The 19,757-nt window shown below is 62.7% G+C and carries 20 protein-coding genes; 17 read left to right on the top strand and 3 right to left on the bottom strand.

The window, feature by feature from the left end; translation table 11 throughout:
- Positions 1-11: 11 nt before the first annotated feature.
- The gene (locus ABFX19_RS05565) at positions 12-542 is read right to left on the bottom strand and encodes a P-loop NTPase family protein (RefSeq protein WP_346027772.1); all 531 of its coding nucleotides are present in this window, start codon (positions 540-542) and stop codon (positions 12-14) included.
- An 81-nt stretch (positions 543-623) separates the two neighbouring features.
- Here ABFX19_RS05565 and ABFX19_RS05560 point away from each other — a divergent pair, with 81 nt between their 5' ends.
- From ABFX19_RS05560 to ABFX19_RS05550, 3 genes are all read left to right on the top strand, one after another.
- Positions 624-2,306 (top strand): ABC-F family ATP-binding cassette domain-containing protein, encoded by a 1,683-nt coding sequence (locus ABFX19_RS05560; RefSeq protein WP_277358524.1) that lies wholly within the window; start codon positions 624-626, stop codon positions 2,304-2,306.
- A gap of 114 nt (positions 2,307-2,420) precedes the next feature.
- A complete protein-coding gene (locus tag ABFX19_RS05555) occupies positions 2,421-4,889 on the top strand; it encodes a zinc ribbon domain-containing protein (protein ID WP_346027771.1) in 2,469 nt (822 codons plus the stop codon).
- 165 nt (positions 4,890-5,054) lie between these two features.
- Positions 5,055-6,233 (top strand): MFS transporter, encoded by a 1,179-nt coding sequence (locus tag ABFX19_RS05550; protein WP_346028042.1) that lies wholly within the window; start codon positions 5,055-5,057, stop codon positions 6,231-6,233.
- A 31-nt stretch (positions 6,234-6,264) separates the two neighbouring features.
- Here ABFX19_RS05550 and ABFX19_RS05545 read toward each other — a convergent pair whose 3' ends face one another.
- Positions 6,265-6,681 (bottom strand): hypothetical protein, encoded by a 417-nt coding sequence (locus ABFX19_RS05545; protein ID WP_346027770.1) that lies wholly within the window; start codon positions 6,679-6,681, stop codon positions 6,265-6,267.
- A gap of 267 nt (positions 6,682-6,948) precedes the next feature.
- On the opposite strand from ABFX19_RS05545, the gene ABFX19_RS05540 reads away from it, so the two are divergent.
- The 14 genes from ABFX19_RS05540 (at position 6,949) to rplI (ending at position 19,122) form a co-directional block, all read left to right on the top strand.
- On the top strand, positions 6,949-7,542 hold the full coding sequence (locus ABFX19_RS05540) for an LURP-one-related family protein (protein WP_346027769.1): 594 nt from the start codon (positions 6,949-6,951) through the stop codon (positions 7,540-7,542).
- Between the two features lie 190 nt (positions 7,543-7,732).
- Complete coding sequence (locus tag ABFX19_RS05535; protein ID WP_277358528.1) at positions 7,733-8,719, top strand: ATP-binding cassette domain-containing protein; 987 nt, start codon at positions 7,733-7,735, stop codon at positions 8,717-8,719.
- On the top strand, positions 8,716-9,549 hold the full coding sequence (locus tag ABFX19_RS05530) for an ABC transporter permease (protein WP_346027768.1): 834 nt from the start codon (positions 8,716-8,718) through the stop codon (positions 9,547-9,549). Before ABFX19_RS05535 ends, ABFX19_RS05530 begins: the two co-directional genes overlap by 4 nt.
- Before the next feature lie 253 nt (positions 9,550-9,802).
- The gene (locus ABFX19_RS05525; protein ID WP_346027767.1) at positions 9,803-10,789 is read left to right on the top strand and encodes a YncE family protein; all 987 of its coding nucleotides are present in this window, start codon (positions 9,803-9,805) and stop codon (positions 10,787-10,789) included.
- 517 nt (positions 10,790-11,306) lie between these two features.
- Positions 11,307-11,861: an endonuclease domain-containing protein gene (locus ABFX19_RS05520; RefSeq protein ID WP_346027766.1), complete on the top strand. Its 555-nt coding sequence runs from the start codon at positions 11,307-11,309 to the stop codon at positions 11,859-11,861.
- Between the two features lie 218 nt (positions 11,862-12,079).
- Entirely contained in the window at positions 12,080-13,027 is a 948-nt protein-coding gene (locus ABFX19_RS05515) for an ABC transporter ATP-binding protein (RefSeq protein WP_346027765.1), read from the top strand.
- A 2-nt stretch (positions 13,028-13,029) separates the two neighbouring features.
- On the top strand, positions 13,030-13,911 hold the full coding sequence (locus ABFX19_RS05510; RefSeq protein ID WP_346027764.1) for an ABC-2 transporter permease: 882 nt from the start codon (positions 13,030-13,032) through the stop codon (positions 13,909-13,911).
- A 34-nt stretch (positions 13,912-13,945) separates the two neighbouring features.
- The gene (locus ABFX19_RS05505; RefSeq protein ID WP_277358534.1) at positions 13,946-15,202 is read left to right on the top strand and encodes a sensor histidine kinase; all 1,257 of its coding nucleotides are present in this window, start codon (positions 13,946-13,948) and stop codon (positions 15,200-15,202) included.
- Positions 15,199-15,882, top strand: coding sequence for a response regulator (locus ABFX19_RS05500; RefSeq protein WP_082565885.1), 684 nt, complete (start codon positions 15,199-15,201; stop codon positions 15,880-15,882). The genes ABFX19_RS05505 and ABFX19_RS05500 overlap by 4 nt, the downstream gene beginning before the upstream one ends.
- A 48-nt stretch (positions 15,883-15,930) precedes the next feature.
- Positions 15,931-17,211, top strand: coding sequence for a M18 family aminopeptidase (locus ABFX19_RS05495; RefSeq protein WP_346027763.1), 1,281 nt, complete (start codon positions 15,931-15,933; stop codon positions 17,209-17,211).
- 189 nt (positions 17,212-17,400) lie between these two features.
- The gene (gene rpsF / locus ABFX19_RS05490) at positions 17,401-17,706 is read left to right on the top strand and encodes a 30S ribosomal protein S6 (RefSeq protein ID WP_026543913.1); all 306 of its coding nucleotides are present in this window, start codon (positions 17,401-17,403) and stop codon (positions 17,704-17,706) included.
- A gap of 54 nt (positions 17,707-17,760) precedes the next feature.
- Positions 17,761-18,318 (top strand): single-stranded DNA-binding protein, encoded by a 558-nt coding sequence (locus ABFX19_RS05485; RefSeq protein ID WP_277358536.1) that lies wholly within the window; start codon positions 17,761-17,763, stop codon positions 18,316-18,318.
- Positions 18,319-18,417: 99 nt separating this feature from the next.
- On the top strand, positions 18,418-18,657 hold the full coding sequence (gene rpsR / locus ABFX19_RS05480; RefSeq protein ID WP_005273147.1) for a 30S ribosomal protein S18: 240 nt from the start codon (positions 18,418-18,420) through the stop codon (positions 18,655-18,657).
- A gap of 15 nt (positions 18,658-18,672) precedes the next feature.
- Positions 18,673-19,122 (top strand): 50S ribosomal protein L9, encoded by a 450-nt coding sequence (gene rplI / locus ABFX19_RS05475; protein WP_056545506.1) that lies wholly within the window; start codon positions 18,673-18,675, stop codon positions 19,120-19,122.
- Between the two features lie 66 nt (positions 19,123-19,188).
- Here the strand turns inward: rplI and ABFX19_RS05470 are convergent, their stop codons facing one another.
- Complete coding sequence (locus ABFX19_RS05470; protein WP_277358537.1) at positions 19,189-19,614, bottom strand: DUF1801 domain-containing protein; 426 nt, start codon at positions 19,612-19,614, stop codon at positions 19,189-19,191.
- Positions 19,615-19,757 lie beyond the last annotated feature (143 nt).

The raw sequence follows: 19,757 nt of genomic DNA, 5'->3' as shown, positions 1-19,757 counted from the left end.
GAATTAGGCCGTCACCTCTCATAGGACCTGAGCCATTGCTCCAGATCCCGCGGTCTGGTGAAGCGAAGCACTGGCAACCCGGCGTCCTGATATTCAAGAATCCTCCGGCGCTTGCTGGCGAAGGACGTGAAGTGCCACCGAATGATCGAGTCGTGTGCGATGACGCGGCGGAAGGTCTCCGTGTTCCCGTTGCAGACCTCTTCCCGCAGCACCATGCGCCGCAGCGTCCTGCGGACCAGCCGGGACAGCGAGAGCCAGCGCGGATAATCCAGCGCAACGATGACTTCAGCGCGCGGAATCAGGTGGTCTGACCACTTCCGGTAGAAGCTGTCCAGCACCCAGGCATCCCGCGAGGCGATTTCCTCAACCATGCGGAGCTGCTCGGCGGGATCCCGCTCCGCCCATCCCGGAAGCCACCCGATGTCCGAGTCTACGGATGTCAGCGGCAACCCGGTCGCAGCGGCATAGCGCTCAGCCGCTGTTGTTTTCCCGGATCCGGTCACGCCGAAGAACACCACCCGCTGGGGAGTTATTGGAATCACGCTCCCATCCTCGCACTCGAGTGTCTACCCACGGATGAGACCCTATTTCGGCTCACTGGATGCGGGTGGAAGACTGGGAGCGTGGCGCACCTCGACATTTCCAACATCGACTACTTTCTTTCCGACGGCCGCCAGTTGCTCAACGGCGTCACCTTCAAGGTCGGCGAGGGCCACAAGACTGCCCTGATCGGTCCCAACGGCACCGGAAAGACCACGCTCCTTCGCATTGTTGCCGGCGATATCACCGCCGATGAGGGGGCCATCACCCGCTCCGGCAGTATGGGCATCATGCGCCAGTTCGTGGGCCAGGTCCGCGATGACACCACGGTGCGGGACCTGCTCGTCTCCGCTGCGCCGCCGGTGCTTGCAGCGGCCGCGAAAAAGATCGACGACGCTGAGCTCGCAATGATGGAGCACGACGACGAACCCACCCAGATGCGTTATGCCCAGGCGATTGCCGATTGGGGAGACGCCGGCGGCTATGAGCTCGAAACCACCTGGGATGAAGTGACGATGGCTGCGTTGGGCGTTCCGTATGATCGCGCACAGTACCGCGCGGCGTCGTCGTTATCCGGAGGAGAACAGAAACGGCTCGTCCTGGAGGCGCTGTTCTCCGGTCCAGACGAACTGCTCCTCCTCGACGAGCCGGACAACTACCTCGACGTACCCGGCAAACGGTGGCTCGAAGCGAAGCTCAACGAGTCCAGCAAGTCGGTCCTCTTTGTCAGCCACGACCGCGAGCTGCTGGACAATGCGGCTACCCGGATCGTCACGCTGGAACCCGGCGCACTCGGCGCCTCCAGCTGGGTGCACGGTGGAGGTTTCAGCACCTACCTGCAGGCCCGGACGGACCGCAACGCCCGCTTTGAGGAACTGCGGCGACGTTGGGATGAGGAGCACATCAAGCTCAAAGAGCTCGTGAACATGTACAAGAACAAGGCCGCGTTCCGCTCGGACATGGCTAATCGCTACCACGCCGCCCAGACGCGCCTGGCGAAATTCCTGGAGGCAGGGCCGCCGGAAGCGATCCCGATCGAGCAGAACGTGAACATGCGGCTCAAGGGTGGCCGCACAGCCAAGCGGGCCGTCGTCGCGCAGAGACTGGAGCTGACCGGGCTGATGAAGCCGTTCAGCACCGAGATCTGGTTCGGTGACCGCGTCGGAGTGCTGGGCTCCAACGGGTCCGGCAAGTCCCACTTCCTTCGCCTCCTCGCCGCCGGCGGCACCGATCCGGAGAAAGAACATGAACCGGTGTCCGAGGTGAGCATCGCACCCGTGCCTCACACCGGCGTGGTGAAGTTGGGTGCGCGCATTCGCCCTGGGTTCTTCGCCCAGACCCATGTGCGTCCGGACCTGCTGGGCCGGAGCCTGCTCGACATCCTGCACCGCGGCGACGATCACCGATCGGGCCTCGGCCGGGAGGCGGCGTCGGGAGTACTGGACCGCTACGGGCTGGCAGGGCAGTCGGAACAGCTGTATGACTCGCTTTCCGGCGGGCAGCAGGCACGGCTGCAGATCCTGCTCCTCGAACTGTCCGGCGCCACGCTCCTGCTCCTCGACGAGCCCACGGACAACCTCGATCTCCATTCAGCCGAAGCCCTGGAACGCGCTATCGACGCGTTCGAGGGAACCGTGCTGGCCGTAACCCACGACCGCTGGTTCGCGCGGAGTTTTGACCGCTTCCTCGTCTTCGGCGAGGACGGCAAGGTGTATGAATCGGAAGCTCCTGTGTGGGACGAAGGCAGAGTGCAGCGGTCGCGCTAGGACAAGGCTTGACACTTATCCACAGCACTACCCGGGGCACTGGCCCCTCATAGTAAATTGTCTCCGGGGGCAAATTAGTGATCGTCCTCATCATTCTTTCGTTGGGGGACAACCATGAATCCAGAATCCGTCGATCGGCCTGCCCTTCCGCCGCTGCCGCCAGCCACTCCGCGCGTATCGGCTCCGTCATCGTCAGAGCGGCCCGTTGATCCGTTGCCAGTTGGCGGAGGTTTCAGGGACATCGGGCACAGCCGTTGGTTGAGCGCGGGTTTGGCCGGGGTCATCGCGTACGGCGTCACAGTTTTCGCAGCATTCGCAGTCTTACTGCTGGTTGCTCTGGGCCTGGTTCTTTCAGCACAGGACCTGCAGGCCTCCCTCGATGAGTACGTGGGAGTGGAGACGCCCTCGGACGTTGGCGGCGCTTTTCTTTTGCTCGCACTCCCATTTCAGCTCGCCGGCATGGCGATGATGGGAGCCCTACACGCCGATCTGGGTCTTAATGTCCTCGGGATGCCGCTGCAAATAGGCGCTGTAGGCTGGGGCGTCCCGCTCGCTCTGACGGGAATCGCGGTACTCACGCTGTGGTTCCTTGGTAGGCGGAGCGCTCGAAGCCAAACAAGTATCACCAGTACGCAGGCGTGGATGCTTTCGGCGGTCAGCGGACTGACACTTGCACTCGTTGGCCTGTTGCTTAGCTTCCTCTTGGCAGTCCGGATCTCCGAGAACGGCATGTCTGCTGTCCTTACGAGCGCCTCCTTGCCATTGTTCTTCGGGGCCCTTGCCATCGGAACACTCGGCAGTCGCTTGGGACATCATCACGGGTCGGCGACTACACACGGCCTTCTGCAAGCAACTGCGAGGCGACGCGCAGGCGCGGAGATACTGGCGGGCGTGAGGATCTTCTGCCTCCATTACATGGCCTACACGCTCGTGAGCGGGCTTGTACTGTTCATCTTTGCCACGGTGAAAGGCGGAGCAGCAGCGGCGTTCTCAGCACCGCTCTGGCTACCCACCGCCGCCGGCTGGGCCTACGGAATCGGGCATCTGTCTTCCGTCAGCAACGCCACCAGCCAAGGCACAGATTCCATGACGGTTTTTGATCTCTCATGGTGGGCCGCCCTGCTGCTTATCCTGTTAGCCATCACGATCGCTTTCGTCGCATCGATCGCCTGGGCAGCTGCGCGAGCCTCCTACCGCCAACGGGAGGGTTGGATGTCATGGGCCATCCTGCCGGCCATCTTTCTGGTGGGTGGGCTCCTAATCACTCTGTTCACCTCAGTGGTCTTCGGTGTCAGGGGCGGCGCATTGTCGTTTTCGGGCACTCTGGCACTGGCTCTCTGGACGCCGCTGATCATGGGTTTGTGGGGAGCCGCAATTGAAGTTTCGGGACGATACCTGGCCCCGGTGGCAGTGCCTTTCCTGCCCGCCATTATCCACCGCTGGTTCTCCGGTCCCACAGCAACCGCCGACTCCGCAGTCGCCGGCACCGATACCGGGCGCCAGGTGGAGGAGGTGCCGGGTGCCGGCGGGCGGGAGACCAAACCATTAACCGCCCATGCCAAGAAAAGGCTGCGGATTGGCACAGCAATCGCGGGAATCGTCATCCTCCTGATTGTGGCTGCCACTGTTGCGTTCAACATTCTGAGCGCCACAACCTATGGGCCCCAAGCGCACGTTGAGAAGTACCTCAAGGCGCTCGAGGAGGGGGATGCGAGCGCAGCGGTAGCGCTGCATGATCCAAATGTGACGTCCGAGGAGCGGTTGCTGCTGGATGACGGCATCTTCGGTGCTGCTCAGAACCGCATAACCGACCATGAGATTCGCGACGTCGAGTTCTCGGGTGAATTGGCGACCGTTACGGCGGAGGTAACCCAGGATGCCAAAAGGGTGCCACTTATCTTCACCCTGGAGAAGGCAGAGCGAACGGCGCTGTTCTTCCACAACTGGACGGTGACCCGCGGGACGTCCTGGACCTTGCCGATCCAAGTGCCTGAAGGCGTGGACATGGTGACGGTAAACGGCGTGGACGTGGAGCTGTCCCAACAGCTCGGCCAGCAGGCTCCAGGCGCGTTCTCATTGCCGGTCCTGCCGGGCGACTATGTGCTGACTCCGCCGGAAGGCACCAAATATGTGACGTTGGGGGAGGAGCAAACCATTACAGTGTCGGCTGATCCGGCAAGCAGTGTTGGGGAAGGGGCCCTTTTCCAGCGCTCCATGACGGATGCAGTGACGGAAGATGCGGTGGCTCAGGCGAGGGAATTCCTTCAGACCTGCGCCGACTCCACAGAGGCGGCGCCCGAGGACTGCCCGAACAGAGCGTTCACGTTTGGCGACGACGAGGACTATCGCAATTTCAGCTGGACAATTACCCAGGAGCCTGAGTTCGAGGTGTCGGAGAATTGGGATGGGTCCCTGGCGCTGTACGCCACGGAAGGCGAGATGACTGCCACCTATGAGCGGAACACTCAGTGGCAGGACGACGAGCCGGCCGAATGGGAGCCGGAAGAAGACACCGCGAGCCTCTACTTCAGCGCGGCCGTGCAGATTGATGGAGACCAGCTCACCCTCAGCTTCGAGGATTAGCGGTACGTCGAGCCGGGCGTGTTTCTTTTGCCCGGGGTTTCAGTGCGGTCCGCCACCGTAGCGGCGGCAACCTGTTGTCATCTCCATCACACTGCCTGCCCTGGGTAGCCCCTTCCGAGCCCGTGCGCCTACGGTTTAGAGGTGCAGAGCAACGTCAATTCAGCCATGTGGGCTACCTTCGCTATCTTCGGTCTCAACGGCCTCGTATTCGCCAGCTGGGCGGCCCGGATTCCATCTGCGTCGGACACGCTGGGGCTGAGCGACGGCCAGACGGGCGCGCTGCTGCTTGTTGCGGCGATCGGGTCCATGGTGTCGTTGCCGTTGTCGGGCGGGATCGCCGCACGGATCGGGACAGCGAACACCGTGAGGCTGGGCGGAGTGGCTGCCACTATCGCCGCCTCCACCATTGCCGGCGGACTCGTCACGCAATCCGTGGTGGTTGCCGCCGTCGGCCTCTTCATTTTCGGCCTTGGTATAGGCCTCTGGGATGTTGCGCAGAACCTGGAAGGCGCCGACGTCGAACGCCGGCTCACGCGCACCATCATGCCGAAGTTCCACGCGGCCTTTAGCGGTGGTGCCTTCATCGGCGCGCTCACCGGAGCCGGTCTCGCGGCCGCAGGCGTAGAGCTATCAACCCACCTGGCGGTGGTTGCGGTGCTGGTACTCATTATTTCGCTGTGGATTCCGCGTTACTTCCTGCCTGAGGACCCTCACGCCGGGAAACATGACGACGCCGAGACCTCCCCTTCCGGCGGATTTGCCGCCTGGAAGGAGCCGCGCACGCTCCTCATCGGGCTGGTAGTGCTCGGTGCAGCGCTCACTGAAGGTGCTGCAAACGACTGGGTGGCGAAGGCAACAGTGGACGGCCTTGGTTCCACTGAAGCCGTCGGTGCGCTGATGTTCGGCGTGTTCGTAGCCTCAATGACCCTCTTCCGCTTCGTTGGCGGCGGCTTTATCGACCGGTTCGGGCGGGTGCGGGTGCTGCAGGTGAGCCTTGCGTCGTCGCTGGCCGGCCTGGTGCTCTTCGTCTTTGCACCCACTGTGCTTCTTGCCGGAGTCGGAGCGGTTCTGTGGGGAACGGGCGCCGCGCTCGGGTTCCCCATGGGAATGTCTGCCGCTGCGGACGAACCGCGCCTGGCTGCTGCCCGCGTGTCGGTGGTTTCCACGATCGGGTACACGGCATTCCTCGCTGGGCCTCCGCTGCTCGGATTCCTCGGTGACCAGATGGGAATCCGGAATGCCCTGCTCGCCGTCGGAGTGGCTGTATTGGCGTCGTTCCTTGTGGCGCCTGCCGCGGCCGAGCGCCCCGCGGGCGAACCGAGGGGCGCCGGCATCCGATCCTGATGACGGAGCGGCGCGGTCAGCGGCCCAGCTGTCAGTGACGTCCGGACCGGCCGGGATCGGCGCCGTTCTTCCTATCGCTGCGCGTCCCCTGGTCGTTGCGTACGTCAGGATCGATCTCATCCGCGTGGCGCGCGCGTTCTTCGGTTTCCCGGCGCAGGCCCTGGGCATCGTTCTGCCGCTGTTCCGCTTCCTTGCGCAGTCTTTCGGCGTCCACCTCGGCCTGCTGGGCATCGGCGTCAGCGCGGGCGGCGCGTGCCTCACGCTCACGGGCTTCCAGGTCCTTGGCGTGCGCCTCTTCCCGAATCTCGTTTGCGTGCTCGTGGTCTTTCCGGCGCTTCTCCTGGTCGTGTGCGTGCTTGCGCTTCCGTCCAAGGAATACGATCAGTCCGATGATGAGCAGCACCACGAGGATCCCGATGATGATCCAGACCCACATCATTGCGTCCATTGCCTTCGCCTTCCTATGAATGGCCGCCGCGTATGCAGCGAGCCAATTGAGCGGCGCCCAGAAGGGACGTCATGTAGTAACTCTCGACCCGCGGATGAAGGTCGTCAAGGGCTCCGGATTCCCGGCACGGCCGTCATTTCCCCGGTACGGCCGCTCATTGGGCAGAGATACTCCCTCAGGACGACGTCGGCAGAGACCTCAGGTAGCTAGGCTCAGAACGGCTGCCCGCAGAGCGGTCGCAACTACAGACAACGACGAAAGAATCAGATGAACTCCCAGCCGCCGATCGAGCGATTTTCAGTAACCCAGAAGGTCACCCTCATGGTCAATCGGTACGAGGTCCGATCCGTCGATCCGGACGGAAATCCGGGGGCGCTCATGGCTCTTGCGCAACAGAAGCGGGCTGCCTTCAAGGAAGAGGTTAGGTTTTTCACGGACGAGTCGAAGAAGACGCAGCTATTCTCCTTCAAGGCTCGCCGGCGTCTTGACCTGGGAGCAACCTATGATGTGCTCGATGCGCAGGGAAGCCCGCTGGGCTGCTTTCGCAAGAACTTCGGATCCTCGCTGCTGCGTTCCACCTGGGAGCTTGAAGCACCCGGAATTCAGGCAGTGGGCAGCGAACGGAGCCAGGGCGTCGCGATCGCTCGCCGTGTGTGGGAGATTGTGCCGTTCCTGGACGCCATCCCGGCGCCCTTCCTGTTCCACTTCGATTTCCGCGATCCGACGGGCCAGCTTGTCCTGACTTCGGAGCGGCGCGCTTCACTGCGGGACAGGTATGACGTTAATGTTCCCGGCGGACGTCTCGACTGGAGACTCGCGGCAGCTATGGCGGTTGCGCTGGACTCGCTGCAGTCCCGATGAATGCGGTTGGTACAAAGAAAACCGTTGCCGTCAGGATAAGAAATGTATACGGTGTCTACATGCTGTTTTCCTAGGAGCCGCACACTCCTTATGACATCGCTCAGCGGCACAATTTGCCGCCACCAGGTCGCGGACCAAAGCTGTCCGCAATCTCCTTCTTCCCGTAATTCCGAAAACCTAGGGTTGACCCATGACGATTATCCAGGCTGAAGGCCTGACCAAGACCTACAAATCGAAGAGCGGCCCGGTGCATGCACTGGCGGGCCTCAACCTTTCGGTCCCGCAGGGGACCGTGAAGGCTCTGCTCGGGCCCAACGGCGCTGGCAAGACAACGGCGGTCAAGGTACTTACCACCCTGATCAAGCCTGACGAAGGCACAGCACATATCGACGGCATCGACGTCGTGAACAACCCCAAAGCGGCCCGGCGGATCATCGGAGCATCCGGTCAGTATGCGGCGGTCGATGAAAATCTCACCGGGTTCGAGAATCTGGAGATGGTGGGCAGGCTCTACCATCTCGGCGCGAAGACCGCACGCAAGCGGGCACAGGAGTTGATTGACCAGTTCGAGCTCACGGAAGCCGGGAACCGGCCGGTCAAGGGATTCTCCGGCGGCATGCGCCGTCGTATTGACCTCGCCGGAGCGCTGGTCATCAACCCGAAAATCCTTTTCCTTGACGAGCCGACTACCGGACTGGATCCACGAAGCAGGCTCGCGCTGTGGGAGATCATCTCCCAGCTGGTGAATGACGGGACCACGCTGCTCTTGACCACCCAGTATCTTGAGGAGGCGGACCACCTGTCAGATGACATTGCCGTGATTGACGGCGGTAAGGTCATCGCCGAGGGCACTTCGGATGAACTGAAGGCGCAGATCGGCGGACACCGGGTGGTCGTGACGCTGGTGGATGAAGCAGACGCCGGCGCGGCCCGTGAAATCCTCGCGCGTCACGGTGACGGCACTCCTACCGTCAGCGACCGCACCGTGGAGGTGTCCGTCGTCGACGGACCACGCGCGCTGCAGTACGTGCTTTCCGATCTGGGCCAGGCAAACATCCAACTGCACGACGCCGGTATGCGCCGGCCCACGCTTGATGACGTCTTCCTCAAGCTCACCGGCCACCGGGCCGAAGACGAGACCAGCAAGAATGACGCCGAAATGGAGAAAGCCCAATGACCGCGGTCAGCCAGCCCGCCTACGAGAGCGTAGGGTCGCCTCTCGCCCAACTGTTCTCGGACGGCTGGATCGCCACACGCCGCAACCTGATCAAGATCAGGCGCGTGCCGGAGATCCTCGTCTTCACCATCCTCCAGCCCATCATGTTTGTACTCCTGTTCAGCCAGGTTTATGCCGGCGCAATGAATGTGCCCGACTACGTGAACTTCCTGATGGCCGGGATCTTTGCCCAGACCGTGATTTTCGGCTCGACGTTCTCCGGGGCAGCCATGGCACAGGACCTGAAGGACGGCATCATCGACCGCTTCCGTACGCTGCCGATGAGCCCGGCAGCAGTGCTCATCGGCCGTACCAACGGTGACCTCGTGATCAACAGCATTTCGATGATGATCATGATGGGCACCGGCTGGCTGGTCGGTTGGCGGGTCACCACCTCGGTGTGGGGTTTCCTGGGCGGCGTGGCGGTCCTGCTGCTGTTTTCCTACTCCTTCAGCTGGGTGATGGCCCTTCTCGGGATGAGCGTCCGCAGCCCGGAGGTCATCAACAATGCGTCCTTCATGATCCTGTTCCCGCTGACGTTCATCTCGAACGCCTTCGTTCCCATCCATACCCTGCCGGAGGTTCTGAAGAACATCGCTGAGTGGAACCCGGTGTCAGCCCTTGTGGAATCGGCGCGCCAACTGTTCGGGAACACAAACCCCGACTTCCCTGAGCCCACCGCATGGACCCTGCAGAACCCGATCATCACCGTGATACTGGGAATCATCGTGATGCTTGCCATCTTCGTGCCGCTCTCAGTGAAGAAGTTCAAGTCCATCAGTTCCCGGTAACAGATCAGCCGTCGACGGCGGCAGCCCACCGGGGCTGCCGCCGATGCGCCTTTCGCGGGACAATGGCTGCATGTTTCGCAGCGCCGTCGCCATTCTGTGCCTGTTGTTTCTGACAGCCTGCACAGCGGCGCCTATCCCGAGCGCCACGAGTTCGGCCCCTCAACCGGCGGCCACCCCTTCCAGCATGACCGTGCCCACCTCTGGTCAAGCTTCCTCAGCAAAGCCGAGCCCATTACCGTCGCCACAGCAATCCATGGTTCTTGTTACCGACGCGGCAGGAGCGGACCTTCTGGTCATCAATCCTGCAGACTCGGGCAGTCCCGTTGAGCAGCGGATTGCTGTCGGGCAGGCACCGTGGGATGTTGCGGTGAGCGGCACGCGGGCCTTCGTCTCCACTGCCGAAGGAGTGGCGGTAGTCGACCTTGTGGACCGGCGTCGTACTTCACTGATCCCGTATGCGAATCCGACCGGTTCCATCTCGCAGGGGGAGTATCGGCCAGGCGGTACGGGTATCGCCGTGAGCGCGGACGGAAGCACCGTTTATGTGGCGGTACTTCGGGCTGACGGCACCTCGGCGCTGGAGAAGATGGATGTCCAGGAAGGGCGGACCATCGGTACCGTTGAGGTGGGACTGCGGCCGTTTGACATCCTGCTCTCCGCCGACGGCTCTGAGGTCTACACGATCGACCATGATTCCTTTTCGGTCCACATCGTCACTACCGAAACCCTCGCCGTGCGGCGGATCGAGGTAGCCCCGTTCGGCACACAGGGCGGCCTGGCCTCCTGGGAGAAGCCGCACTATGGCGCAATTGACGACGCCGGGAACCTCCTTCTGCCCTATCAGGGCCTGGCGCTCGCCATCGTCAATCCGGCTTCGGGTGCTGTCTCCGTGGAGGAGATGACCGCCAACTCTCATCAGCACGGAACGGCGCTGGTTGACGGGGCCCTCCTTGTGATCGGAACGGGGGCATTCGGCAACGCCACTGGATCCCCGAACCTTACGGTCCGGGATACCGAAACGAACGCTGAGCGAATCGTGCCGCTGGACCGGTTGCACGAGACCGTGGTGCCGTGGACCGATCCCGCGACCGGCGAGGCCTATGCGCTGCTCTCCGGGGGCTACACCCGGGACGGCTTCTGGTCCGGTGTCACCCTTATCGATCTCGAAACGTTCGAGCAGCAGGAGCTTGCGGTGCCGGGGAGGCCGCAGTCTCTTGCCGTGATTCCCGCCGCCGCCTGAAAGTTCTTGTCGCCTTGTTGAGGCGTAGAGGCGGCGAAAGCAGCAAGTAGGCGACAAAAACTCGGGAAGGGGCGCGGATATGACTCAAGATATCCACATACCCGGGCACGGCTGATTTTTCCTGAGTGCGGCGTGGCATCAAAGGATGATGAAACAACCTCATCCCCTACCTTCTCCACTGGATCAGCGCCCGTTCACGGTGCAGGAGTCGATGGCCCACGAAATCCCCTATTCGCGGCTCCGTGCGAAGGACCTGACTGCGCCCACGAGAGGCATCCGTGAAGCTGTCGGTCAGAACGCTGACGTTCTCAGTCGCGCCGAAGCCTTCATACAGCTCAATCCGGGCTCCTGTGTCAGTCACGTGAGTGCCGCGAGGCTTCACGGCATTGCCGTGCCGGGTCAACACGAGGATGTGCTGCATCTCGCACGCCCTGCACGCGGCTCTCTTACCCGTCGGAACGGGGTTGTCAGTCATCGACTGGCGCTAAGAGCAGAAGACACAGTGATCATAAACGGGTTGCCAGTTACAAGTGTCTTCCGCACCTTCGTCGATCTGGGAACTCTGTTGCACCTTGATGACCTGGTGGCTGCGGGTGATTCGATTGTCAGCGAGCACCACCGCCATTTCGGAGAGCCTCGCCACCCCATGATTCCTGTCGCTGGACTTCGAAAACTGGTTGAGCACACGAGCAAAATTCACGGTATCCGGGCGGCACGGCTTGCGATCGACCTGATTGAGCCCGGAGTCGATTCGCCCCCCGAGACCCAGATTCGGCTGATGCTCGGCCGTGCCGGTCTGCCCGTTTTCGTCCCCAATTGCCGGATCGACACCGAGATTGGCCTTCCCGTCTGGGCGGACCTCGGCTGCCATGAGTTCAAGACCTGCATAGAGTACGACGGCGGACACCACCTTACGCCCGAACAGCAGCAGTACGACGCCCGGCGGGATCAGCGCACCCGCGAAGCCGACTGGGCTCAGGTGAAGCTCAACAAACTGGATATTCGGAAGGGGGAGCAGTGGATTACTTCGCTGGCGCGCGGGGCACTACGTTCCCAGGGCTGGCCCGGGTAGGCAAGGGGGGCGCCATCGTCGCCGGGAGTTTTTGTCGCCTACTTGCCGATTAGACGGTGTCGAAGCAGCAACTAGGCGACGAAAACTTCAAATAGGGGTCATCCTTTTGATGGACGCATGACGCGTGCAAGATCATCCGGTTGGTCGGTGCCCTTCGCGGTGAAGCTCCGTAGGGTTGGGTGTATTCCAAAACTTTCCCTTCCCCAAGGATGCCCATCATGATTGAGGCAGCAGAACTGTCCAAGCGCTATGGCGCAAAAACGGCGGTAGACCGTATCTCCTTCAACGTTAAGCCCGGCCGCGTGACCGGTTTTCTCGGTCCCAACGGCGCCGGTAAGTCGACCACAATGCGCATGATCGTCGGGCTCGACAATCCCTCAGGCGGCGACGTCCGCGTCAACGGCAAGCACTACGCCGAGCACTCCGCACCCCTGCGTGAAGTCGGCGCCCTGCTCGATGCCAAGGCGGTCCACACCAAGCGCTCCGCCTACAACCATCTGCGGGCGATGGCTGCCACTCACGGCATCCCCAATAGCCGGGTCAAGGAGGTCATTGAAATGACCGGTCTTGGACCTGTGGCGAAGAAGCGTGTCGGAAGTTTCTCCCTCGGTATGGGCCAGCGGCTCGGCATTGCCTGCGCGCTTCTTGGAGATCCGCATACGGTGATCCTCGATGAGCCGGTCAACGGACTCGACCCGGAGGGCGTGCAGTGGGTCCGGCACCTCGCCAAGGGCCTTGCGTCCGAAGGCCGTACCGTCTTTCTTTCCTCCCACCTGATGTCGGAAATGGCGCTCACAGCGGACCACCTCATTGTCATCGGCCGCGGCCGGATCATCGCTGATGCTCCCATCAGCGAAATCCTCGACGCACAGGGTCAAACCCGCGCCCGGGTCCGCACCGACCGACCAGCCGAGCTGGTGCGGGCACTGGCCGCGGACGGCGTTTCGACCCAGCAGCTTGAACCGGAACTTCTCGAGGTCACCGGGGCGAACTCGCGCCGGATCGCGGAGGTCGCTCTTGACCACCAGATCCTCGTCTACGAATTGACACCGCTGCAGGCCTCGTTGGAGGACGCATACATGCAACTCACCTCCGATGAGGTCGAATACCACTCACACACTCTTCCGGATGCTCCTTCCGGCGCCGACTCCAAGGAAGGCAAGTAACCATGTCGCATACAGCAACCGCATCCGCGCCGGAAACTGCCGGCTCCCACCGCGGCCCCGCCAAAGGATCCGGCGTGAACTTCGCGCGGGTACTCAAGTCCGAGTGGATCAAGGTGACAACCGTCCCCTCGACGGTAATCATGCTGAGCATCACCGTGGTGGTCATGGTTGGCCTGGCGGCGCTGTTCGCCTGGCAGACAACTATCCTGTTTGATCTCCAGTCCGATCCGGAGGTGGCTGCCCAGGTGCAGGGAGCGCCGGACGCAACCTCGATCGTTTCCACCATCCCGGGCTCCGGACTGATCTTCGGCCAACTGCTCATGGGGTCCCTGGCAGTGGTCCTGATTGCCTCCGAGTGGGGCACCGGGATGATCCGGTCCACCATGGTCGCGGTCCCCAAACGTATTCCGGCGCTGCTGGCGAAGCAGCTCGTTTTCGCTGTCATCGCATTTATCCTCGGCGCGGGTTCAGCTTTCGTCGGCTACCTCGTTGCACAGCCGATTCTCGCCCCATCAGACCTGGCCTTCGGCCTGGATACTGACGGCGTGCTGCTGCACATCATCAACACGGGTTCGGTTCTGGCCCTGGTCGCCATCATTGCCATGTCCATCGGAACCCTCCTGCGCAACACCGCCGGCGGAGTTGTAACGACCATTGGCCTCCTGTTTGTCCTTCCGATCCTCGTGGCCACGTTGCTGGCAGGTATCGCTGACTGGATCCCTGACGCCGCGCGGTTCCTACCGAGCAGTGCCGGCGAGCAGATGGTGGCAATCACCATCGCTGAAGACGCCCTCAACCAGTGGCAGGGTGCGCTGGTACTCGGCGGCTGGGCTCTCGTGCTGCTCGTCATCTCGGTGGCGGTCACCAAGAAGCGCGACGTCTAGACGAGTAGACCTGCGCACCACATAAGCTCACTCCATGAGTGAAAAAGCCTTGGTGAAGGAGACTGCGGAACGAACGGCCGCCGTCTCCTTCACCGAGATTAACGCCCGGCGGCTCGGCCCCATCCGCCGGTACTTCCGGTCACATCCGCGGGTGATGGATGTCGCCGTCGTCGTGCTGTTCCTTGTTGCCAGTGTGCCCAACGTCGTCCTGGCAGCAGACCTTCCCCTGGGGTGGTGGGGTATAGCGCCTCTCGGCGCCGCCGCCCTCATCCTCTTCTTTCGGCGCCGACGGCCACTGGTTGTCCTGGCGCTGTTGTGTTTGATCGAACCCGTGGCGCTGCTGATCTCCGACGGGCGCGCAACGGTGGGCATCAGCATCTGGTTTGCGCTGTACGCGGTTGCGGTGGCTTTCCCTATCAAAATTGCAGCTGTGGCGTTTGCTGCCGCACTGGTCACCTCGGTGGTTCCCCTGCCCTTTATCCCGGACCTGATGCCCGACGACGCTCCCTTCCTCATCTGGGTTGTCGTGGGATTCGTGGTCATGTGGTACGTCGTGGCCGTCGGCATCGGCATGACCGTCCGCCGGGAGAGGCTGCATGAGAATGAGTTGCGCGAGTGGGCTGAACGTAACGCGGAACTTGCCTCCGCGAACGAGAGGAACCGGATCGCCCGTGAGATGCATGACGTCGTCGCGCATTCCCTGTCGGTGATGATCGCGCTGTCCGATGGCGCCGGCGTCGTCATGAAGCGGGATCAGGATCGAGCGCGGGAGGTACTGGCGGAGCTCTCCGCCACCGGGCGCACAGCGCTGGCGGATATGCGGCGGGTGCTGGGTGTTCTCCGTGAAGGACCGGACGCGGCCCCGCTCGCGCCGCTGCCGGCCGGCGGTTCACTCGCCGGTCTCCTTGAGGGATTTCGCGCGGCAGGGCTGCCTATCCGGGTGCAGCTGAGTGGGCCGGGCCTGCCCGAGGATGCCGCCTTCCAGATGACCGTCCACCGCATTGTCCAGGAGTCATTGACCAACGTGTTGCGGTACGCGAAGGGGGCCACCACGGTCGACGTCCTGATCGCCAGACTGGGCAGCACCGTCAGGGTGCGGGTGTCCGACGACGGCCGCGGCGCCATGGAACCGCTGCCGTCAGTGGGAACCGGGCAGGGAATCACGGGCATGCGTGAGCGGGCCGCCATTTACGGCGGCACAGTGAACTGTGGGCCAACGCCGTCCGGAGGATGGGTTGTTGCCGCAGAACTACAGGTTCCCATTGAGAACCGACAGGAGAAGATTGCGTGAGCGAGCCGACAAGGGTGCTGCTGGTGGATGACCAACCGCTGCTGCGGATGGGCTTCCGCCTGATCCTCGAGGGCGAGGAAGACATGCACATCGTCGGTGAGGCCTCCGACGGCGCTGAGGCTGCACGCCTGGCAGCACGGCTGGAGCCGGACGTCGTGTTGATGGACGTCCGCATGCCGGTGATGGACGGGATCGAGGCCACCCGGCGCATCACCCAGTCAGGCGCGTGTGCCCGGATCATCATCCTCACCACCTTCGACCTTGATGAGTACGCGTTCGCAGGGCTGCGGGCAGGGGCTTCAGCCTTTCTCCTCAAGGACGTCGCGCCCAACGAGTTGGTGCAGGCCGTCCGGGTGGTCGCGAGCGGGGATGCCGTGGTTGCGCCGAGGGTCACCCAGCGGCTGCTCGAGGAGTACGTACGCTCCCGCCCCGACGCGCCGAAGCCTCCCCGCGACCCGCTTTTGCAGGACCTGACGCCGCGTGAGCTCGAAGTTCTTGGTGCCATCGCGGAGGGGCTTTCCAACGCGGAGCTGGCACACCGGTTCTTCCTCTCCGAAGCCACCGTGAAAACCCATGTGCGCCGGATTCTCACCAAACTTCATCTGCGGGACCGCGTCCAGGCCGTGGTGTATGCCTACGAAACCGGTCTGGTTACCCCAAGCCAGGGGCTCGATTTCTGAGCTTGCCGGCTTCCGGCGCAGCACGCGGCGGACAGTAGGCTTGCAGGCATGACTGCCGCTCACGCTCATATCGCAGACCTCGGCGCTTACGTTGCCGCCTCACCCTCCAGCTTCCACGCTGCCCACGAAGGCGGCATCCGACTTCAGGCGGCCGGCTTCAACCAGCTGCATGAGGACGATCCCTGGGACGGGGGACCCGGCCGCTTTTACGTCATCCGCGACGGCGCGCTGATCGCCTGGATCACCCCGTCCACTGCGACGGAGACCACCGGCTTCCACATCCTCGGAGCGCATACGGACTCCCCGTCCTTCAAGCTGAAGCCCAAGCCCACCATCGGACGGCACGGTTGGCTACAGGCCGGCGTCGAAATCTACGGCGGACCGCTGCTGAATTCCTGGCTCGACCGTGAGCTGGCGCTCGCCGGCCGGCTGGTGACGCACGACGGCGCGGAGCACCTTGTGCACACAGGCCCGCTCCTGCGCTTCCCTCAGCTGGCCATCCACCTGGACAGGGCTGTCAACGACGGCCTGAAGCTCGACAAGCAGCAACACATGAACCCGGTCTGGGGCCTTGGTGATCCGGGACGGGCGGACCTCCTGCAGCTTCTTGCGGTCGACGCTGATCTCGAAGCAGCGGAGATCGGCGGCTTCGACGTGGTGGTTGCGGACACTCAGCAGCCCCGGGTCTTCGGCGCGGACGGCGAGTTCTTCGCCTCGGGCAGGCTGGATAACCTCTCTTCCGTGCACGCCGGGATCACCGCCCTCATTCAGGCAACAAGGAACGACGCCGGTGGCGCACCCATCGCGGTGCTGGCCGCCTTTGATCACGAGGAAGTCGGCAGCGGATCACGCTCCGGCGCGAGCGGGCCGTTCCTGGAGGACATCCTGCATCGGATCTCGTCGGGATTGGGTGCCGGTGAGGAGCAGCGGCGGCGGGCTATCGCGTCGTCGTTCTGTGTGTCATCGGATGCCGGCCATGCAGTCCATCCCAACTACGCCGAGCGCCACGATCCGGCAAATCACCCGGTCCTGAATGGCGGGCCACTGCTGAAGATCAACGCGAACCAGCGCTACACCACCGACGCTCCCGGCGCCGCCTATTGGGCGCGGTTGTGCAGGGATGCGGGCGCGCCGTACCAGGAGTTCGTGTCGAACAACGTGATGCCGTGCGGATCCACCATTGGACCGCTGACCGCAACCAGACTTGGCATCCGGACGGTGGATGTCGGCGTTCCACTGCTGTCCATGCACTCGGCCCGTGAGCTCTGCGGCGTCGAGGATCCATACCAGCTCACCCGGGTGATGCAGCGGTTCTTCACGGTTTCCTGACACGGTTTGCCGGCCCAGCCACTTGTCCACAGGCGGTTCGGAGAGCTGCCTCATGTCCGGTAGTATTGATAAGTCCGTGCCAACGTGGAACCGCTGAAAATGAGTGGTTTCCGCGCGCGGATCAACGCTAAAGAACCTCCTGTTGCGGAAAGACCGCGACCGTTTAGCCCAGAGGAGGTGGGTTCACAAATGCGTGCATATGAACTGATGGTAATCATCGACCCCGATGTCGAGGAACGTACCGTTGAGCCAACACTCGAGAAGTTTCTGAATGTCGTCCGTAACGGCGAAGGAACTGTGGACAAGGTAGACATCTGGGGACGTCGCCGCCTTGCCTATGAAATCAAGAAGAAGTCCGAAGGTATCTACGCCGTCGTCAACTTCACCGCTACCCCGGCTGTTGCAGCTGAACTTGATCGCCAGCTTGGTCTGAATGAGACCATCATGCGCACCAAGATCATCCGCCCCGAGGAGCAGAAGGTTTCCGCCGAGTAATTTCGGCTATCAAACCAGGCCCACTCCGGTGGGCCCGTGACCGTAGGAGGCACCATGGCAGGCGAGACCACTATCACGGTCGTCGGTAATCTCACCAGCGACCCGGAACTTCGTTTCACCCCGTCAGGCTCTGCAGTGGCTAATTTCACCATTGCGTCGACGCCGCGGACCTTCGACCGTCAGTCCAGCGAGTGGAAGGACGGCGAAACGCTGTTCCTCCGGGCGTCGGTCTGGCGTGAAGCGGCTGAGAACGTAGCGGAGACCCTCACCAAGGGAACCCGTGTTGTTGCTCAGGGCCGCCTCAAGTCACGTACGTATGACACCAAGGAAGGCGAGAAGCGCACCGTCATGGAGTTGGAGGTGGACGAAATCGGTCCATCCCTGCGCTACGCATCGGCCAAGGTAAGCCGTACCCAGCGCTCCGGCGGTGGTGGCGGCGGTTTCGGTGGAGACAGCGGCGGCGGCTTCGGCGGCGGCAACTCCAACCAGGGTTGGAACGGCGGCGGCGGCCAGCAGGCCCAGCAGCCGTCCCAGGACCCGTGGGGTGCACCGGCCGGCGGTAACTCGTCCGGTTGGGGCAACGGCCCGGAATCATCCGAGCCGCCTTTCTAGACCTTCCAGGAACGGTGCCGCACCGGCGGCGTTCCACTTTTGAAATTCCCATCCCGCAGAACCGTTCTGCGGGCTCCACCAGACATAAGGAGCACCACGATGGCTAAGGCTGAACTTCGTAAGCCCAAACCAAAGTCCAACCCCTTGAAGGCCGCTGACGTCACCGTCATCGACTACAAGGACGTAGCACTGCTGCGTAAGTTCATTTCCGACCGCGGAAAGATCCGTGCGCGCCGCGTTACCGGCGTGACCGTGCAGGAACAGCGCAAAATCGCCCAGGCAATCAAGAACGCCCGCGAAGTTGCACTCCTGCCTTACTCCGGCGCAGGCCGCGGCTAAGGAAAGGAACACACCATGGCAAAGCTTATTCTGACCCAGGAAGTCACCGGTCTGGGAACCGCAGGCGATGTTGTCGAGGTCAAGAACGGTTACGCACGTAACTACCTTCTGCCCCGCGGCTTCGCCCTCACGTGGACCAAGGGCGGCGAGAAGCAGGTGGAGTCCATCAAGGCTGCACGTTCTGCCCGCGAACACGCTTCACTCGAGGACGCTCAGCGTCAGGCTGCTGCTCTGCAGGCAAAGCCGGTCAAGCTGACCGTCAAGGCCGGCGAGTCCGGTCGTCTCTTCGGAACCGTCAAGGCCGAGGATGTCGCCAAGGCTGTTGAGGCCGCTGGCCTTGGCGCCATCGATAAGCGCAAGGTCGAATTGCCGGCACACATCAAGTCGGTCGGCAGCTACCAGGCAAACGTTCGTCTCCACGAGGACGTAGCCGCAGTGATCGATCTCGACGTCGTCGCCAGCTAGAGTTACGCATAGTACGCGCAAGGCCCTCGTTCCTTCGGGAGCGGGGGCCTTCTGCCTGCCGCCGGATCAGCTGCTTGTGAAGTTCTCACTGACCATGAACTCGTGACCCAGGGCGATGAGCTGAGCGAGAACGTCCTGGTCGACGTCGTCGAGCTTATTGATGTACAGGCATCCTGCACCAGTTCTATGCTTGCCCAGCTCCGGAAGAAGCTCGGCGGCTTGTGGTGCGTAAGTGAGCCCGTAGAGCGCGAGGTTGGCGCTGCGCGGTGAGAACCCGACGGCCAGGGCGTCCCCCTCGCGGCCGGAAGCGTACTTATAGTGGTAGCTTCCGAACCCCACCATTGACGGACCCCACATCACCGCTTCGAGCCCGGTGATACGGCTCATGAGGGCCAGGAGCGTTTGAGCGTCCTGCCTGCGGCGTTCATGGGGCACTGAATCGATGAAGTCCTGTGGGGACGCGGCGGTGGGTACAGTCTTGTTGTCTGCCATGGGTGGAAGTATCTCAGGGTTAAGACGTACACCGGACCGTACCCGGTGCATATATCTCGCAGGTGGAGTATTCCCGTGTCCGTACGTCTATGGCCGGTCCATCAGTGTAGGGGCATAAAGGGCCGTCATGCTTTCTATTCGCT

This window comes from Arthrobacter parietis (assembly GCF_039530425.1).
GTDB classification, from domain to species: Bacteria; Actinomycetota; Actinomycetes; order Actinomycetales; family Micrococcaceae; genus Arthrobacter_D; species Arthrobacter_D parietis.
Note: the sequence above shows the minus strand (reverse complement) of the source record. Positions and strands in the feature narration are given on the sequence as shown.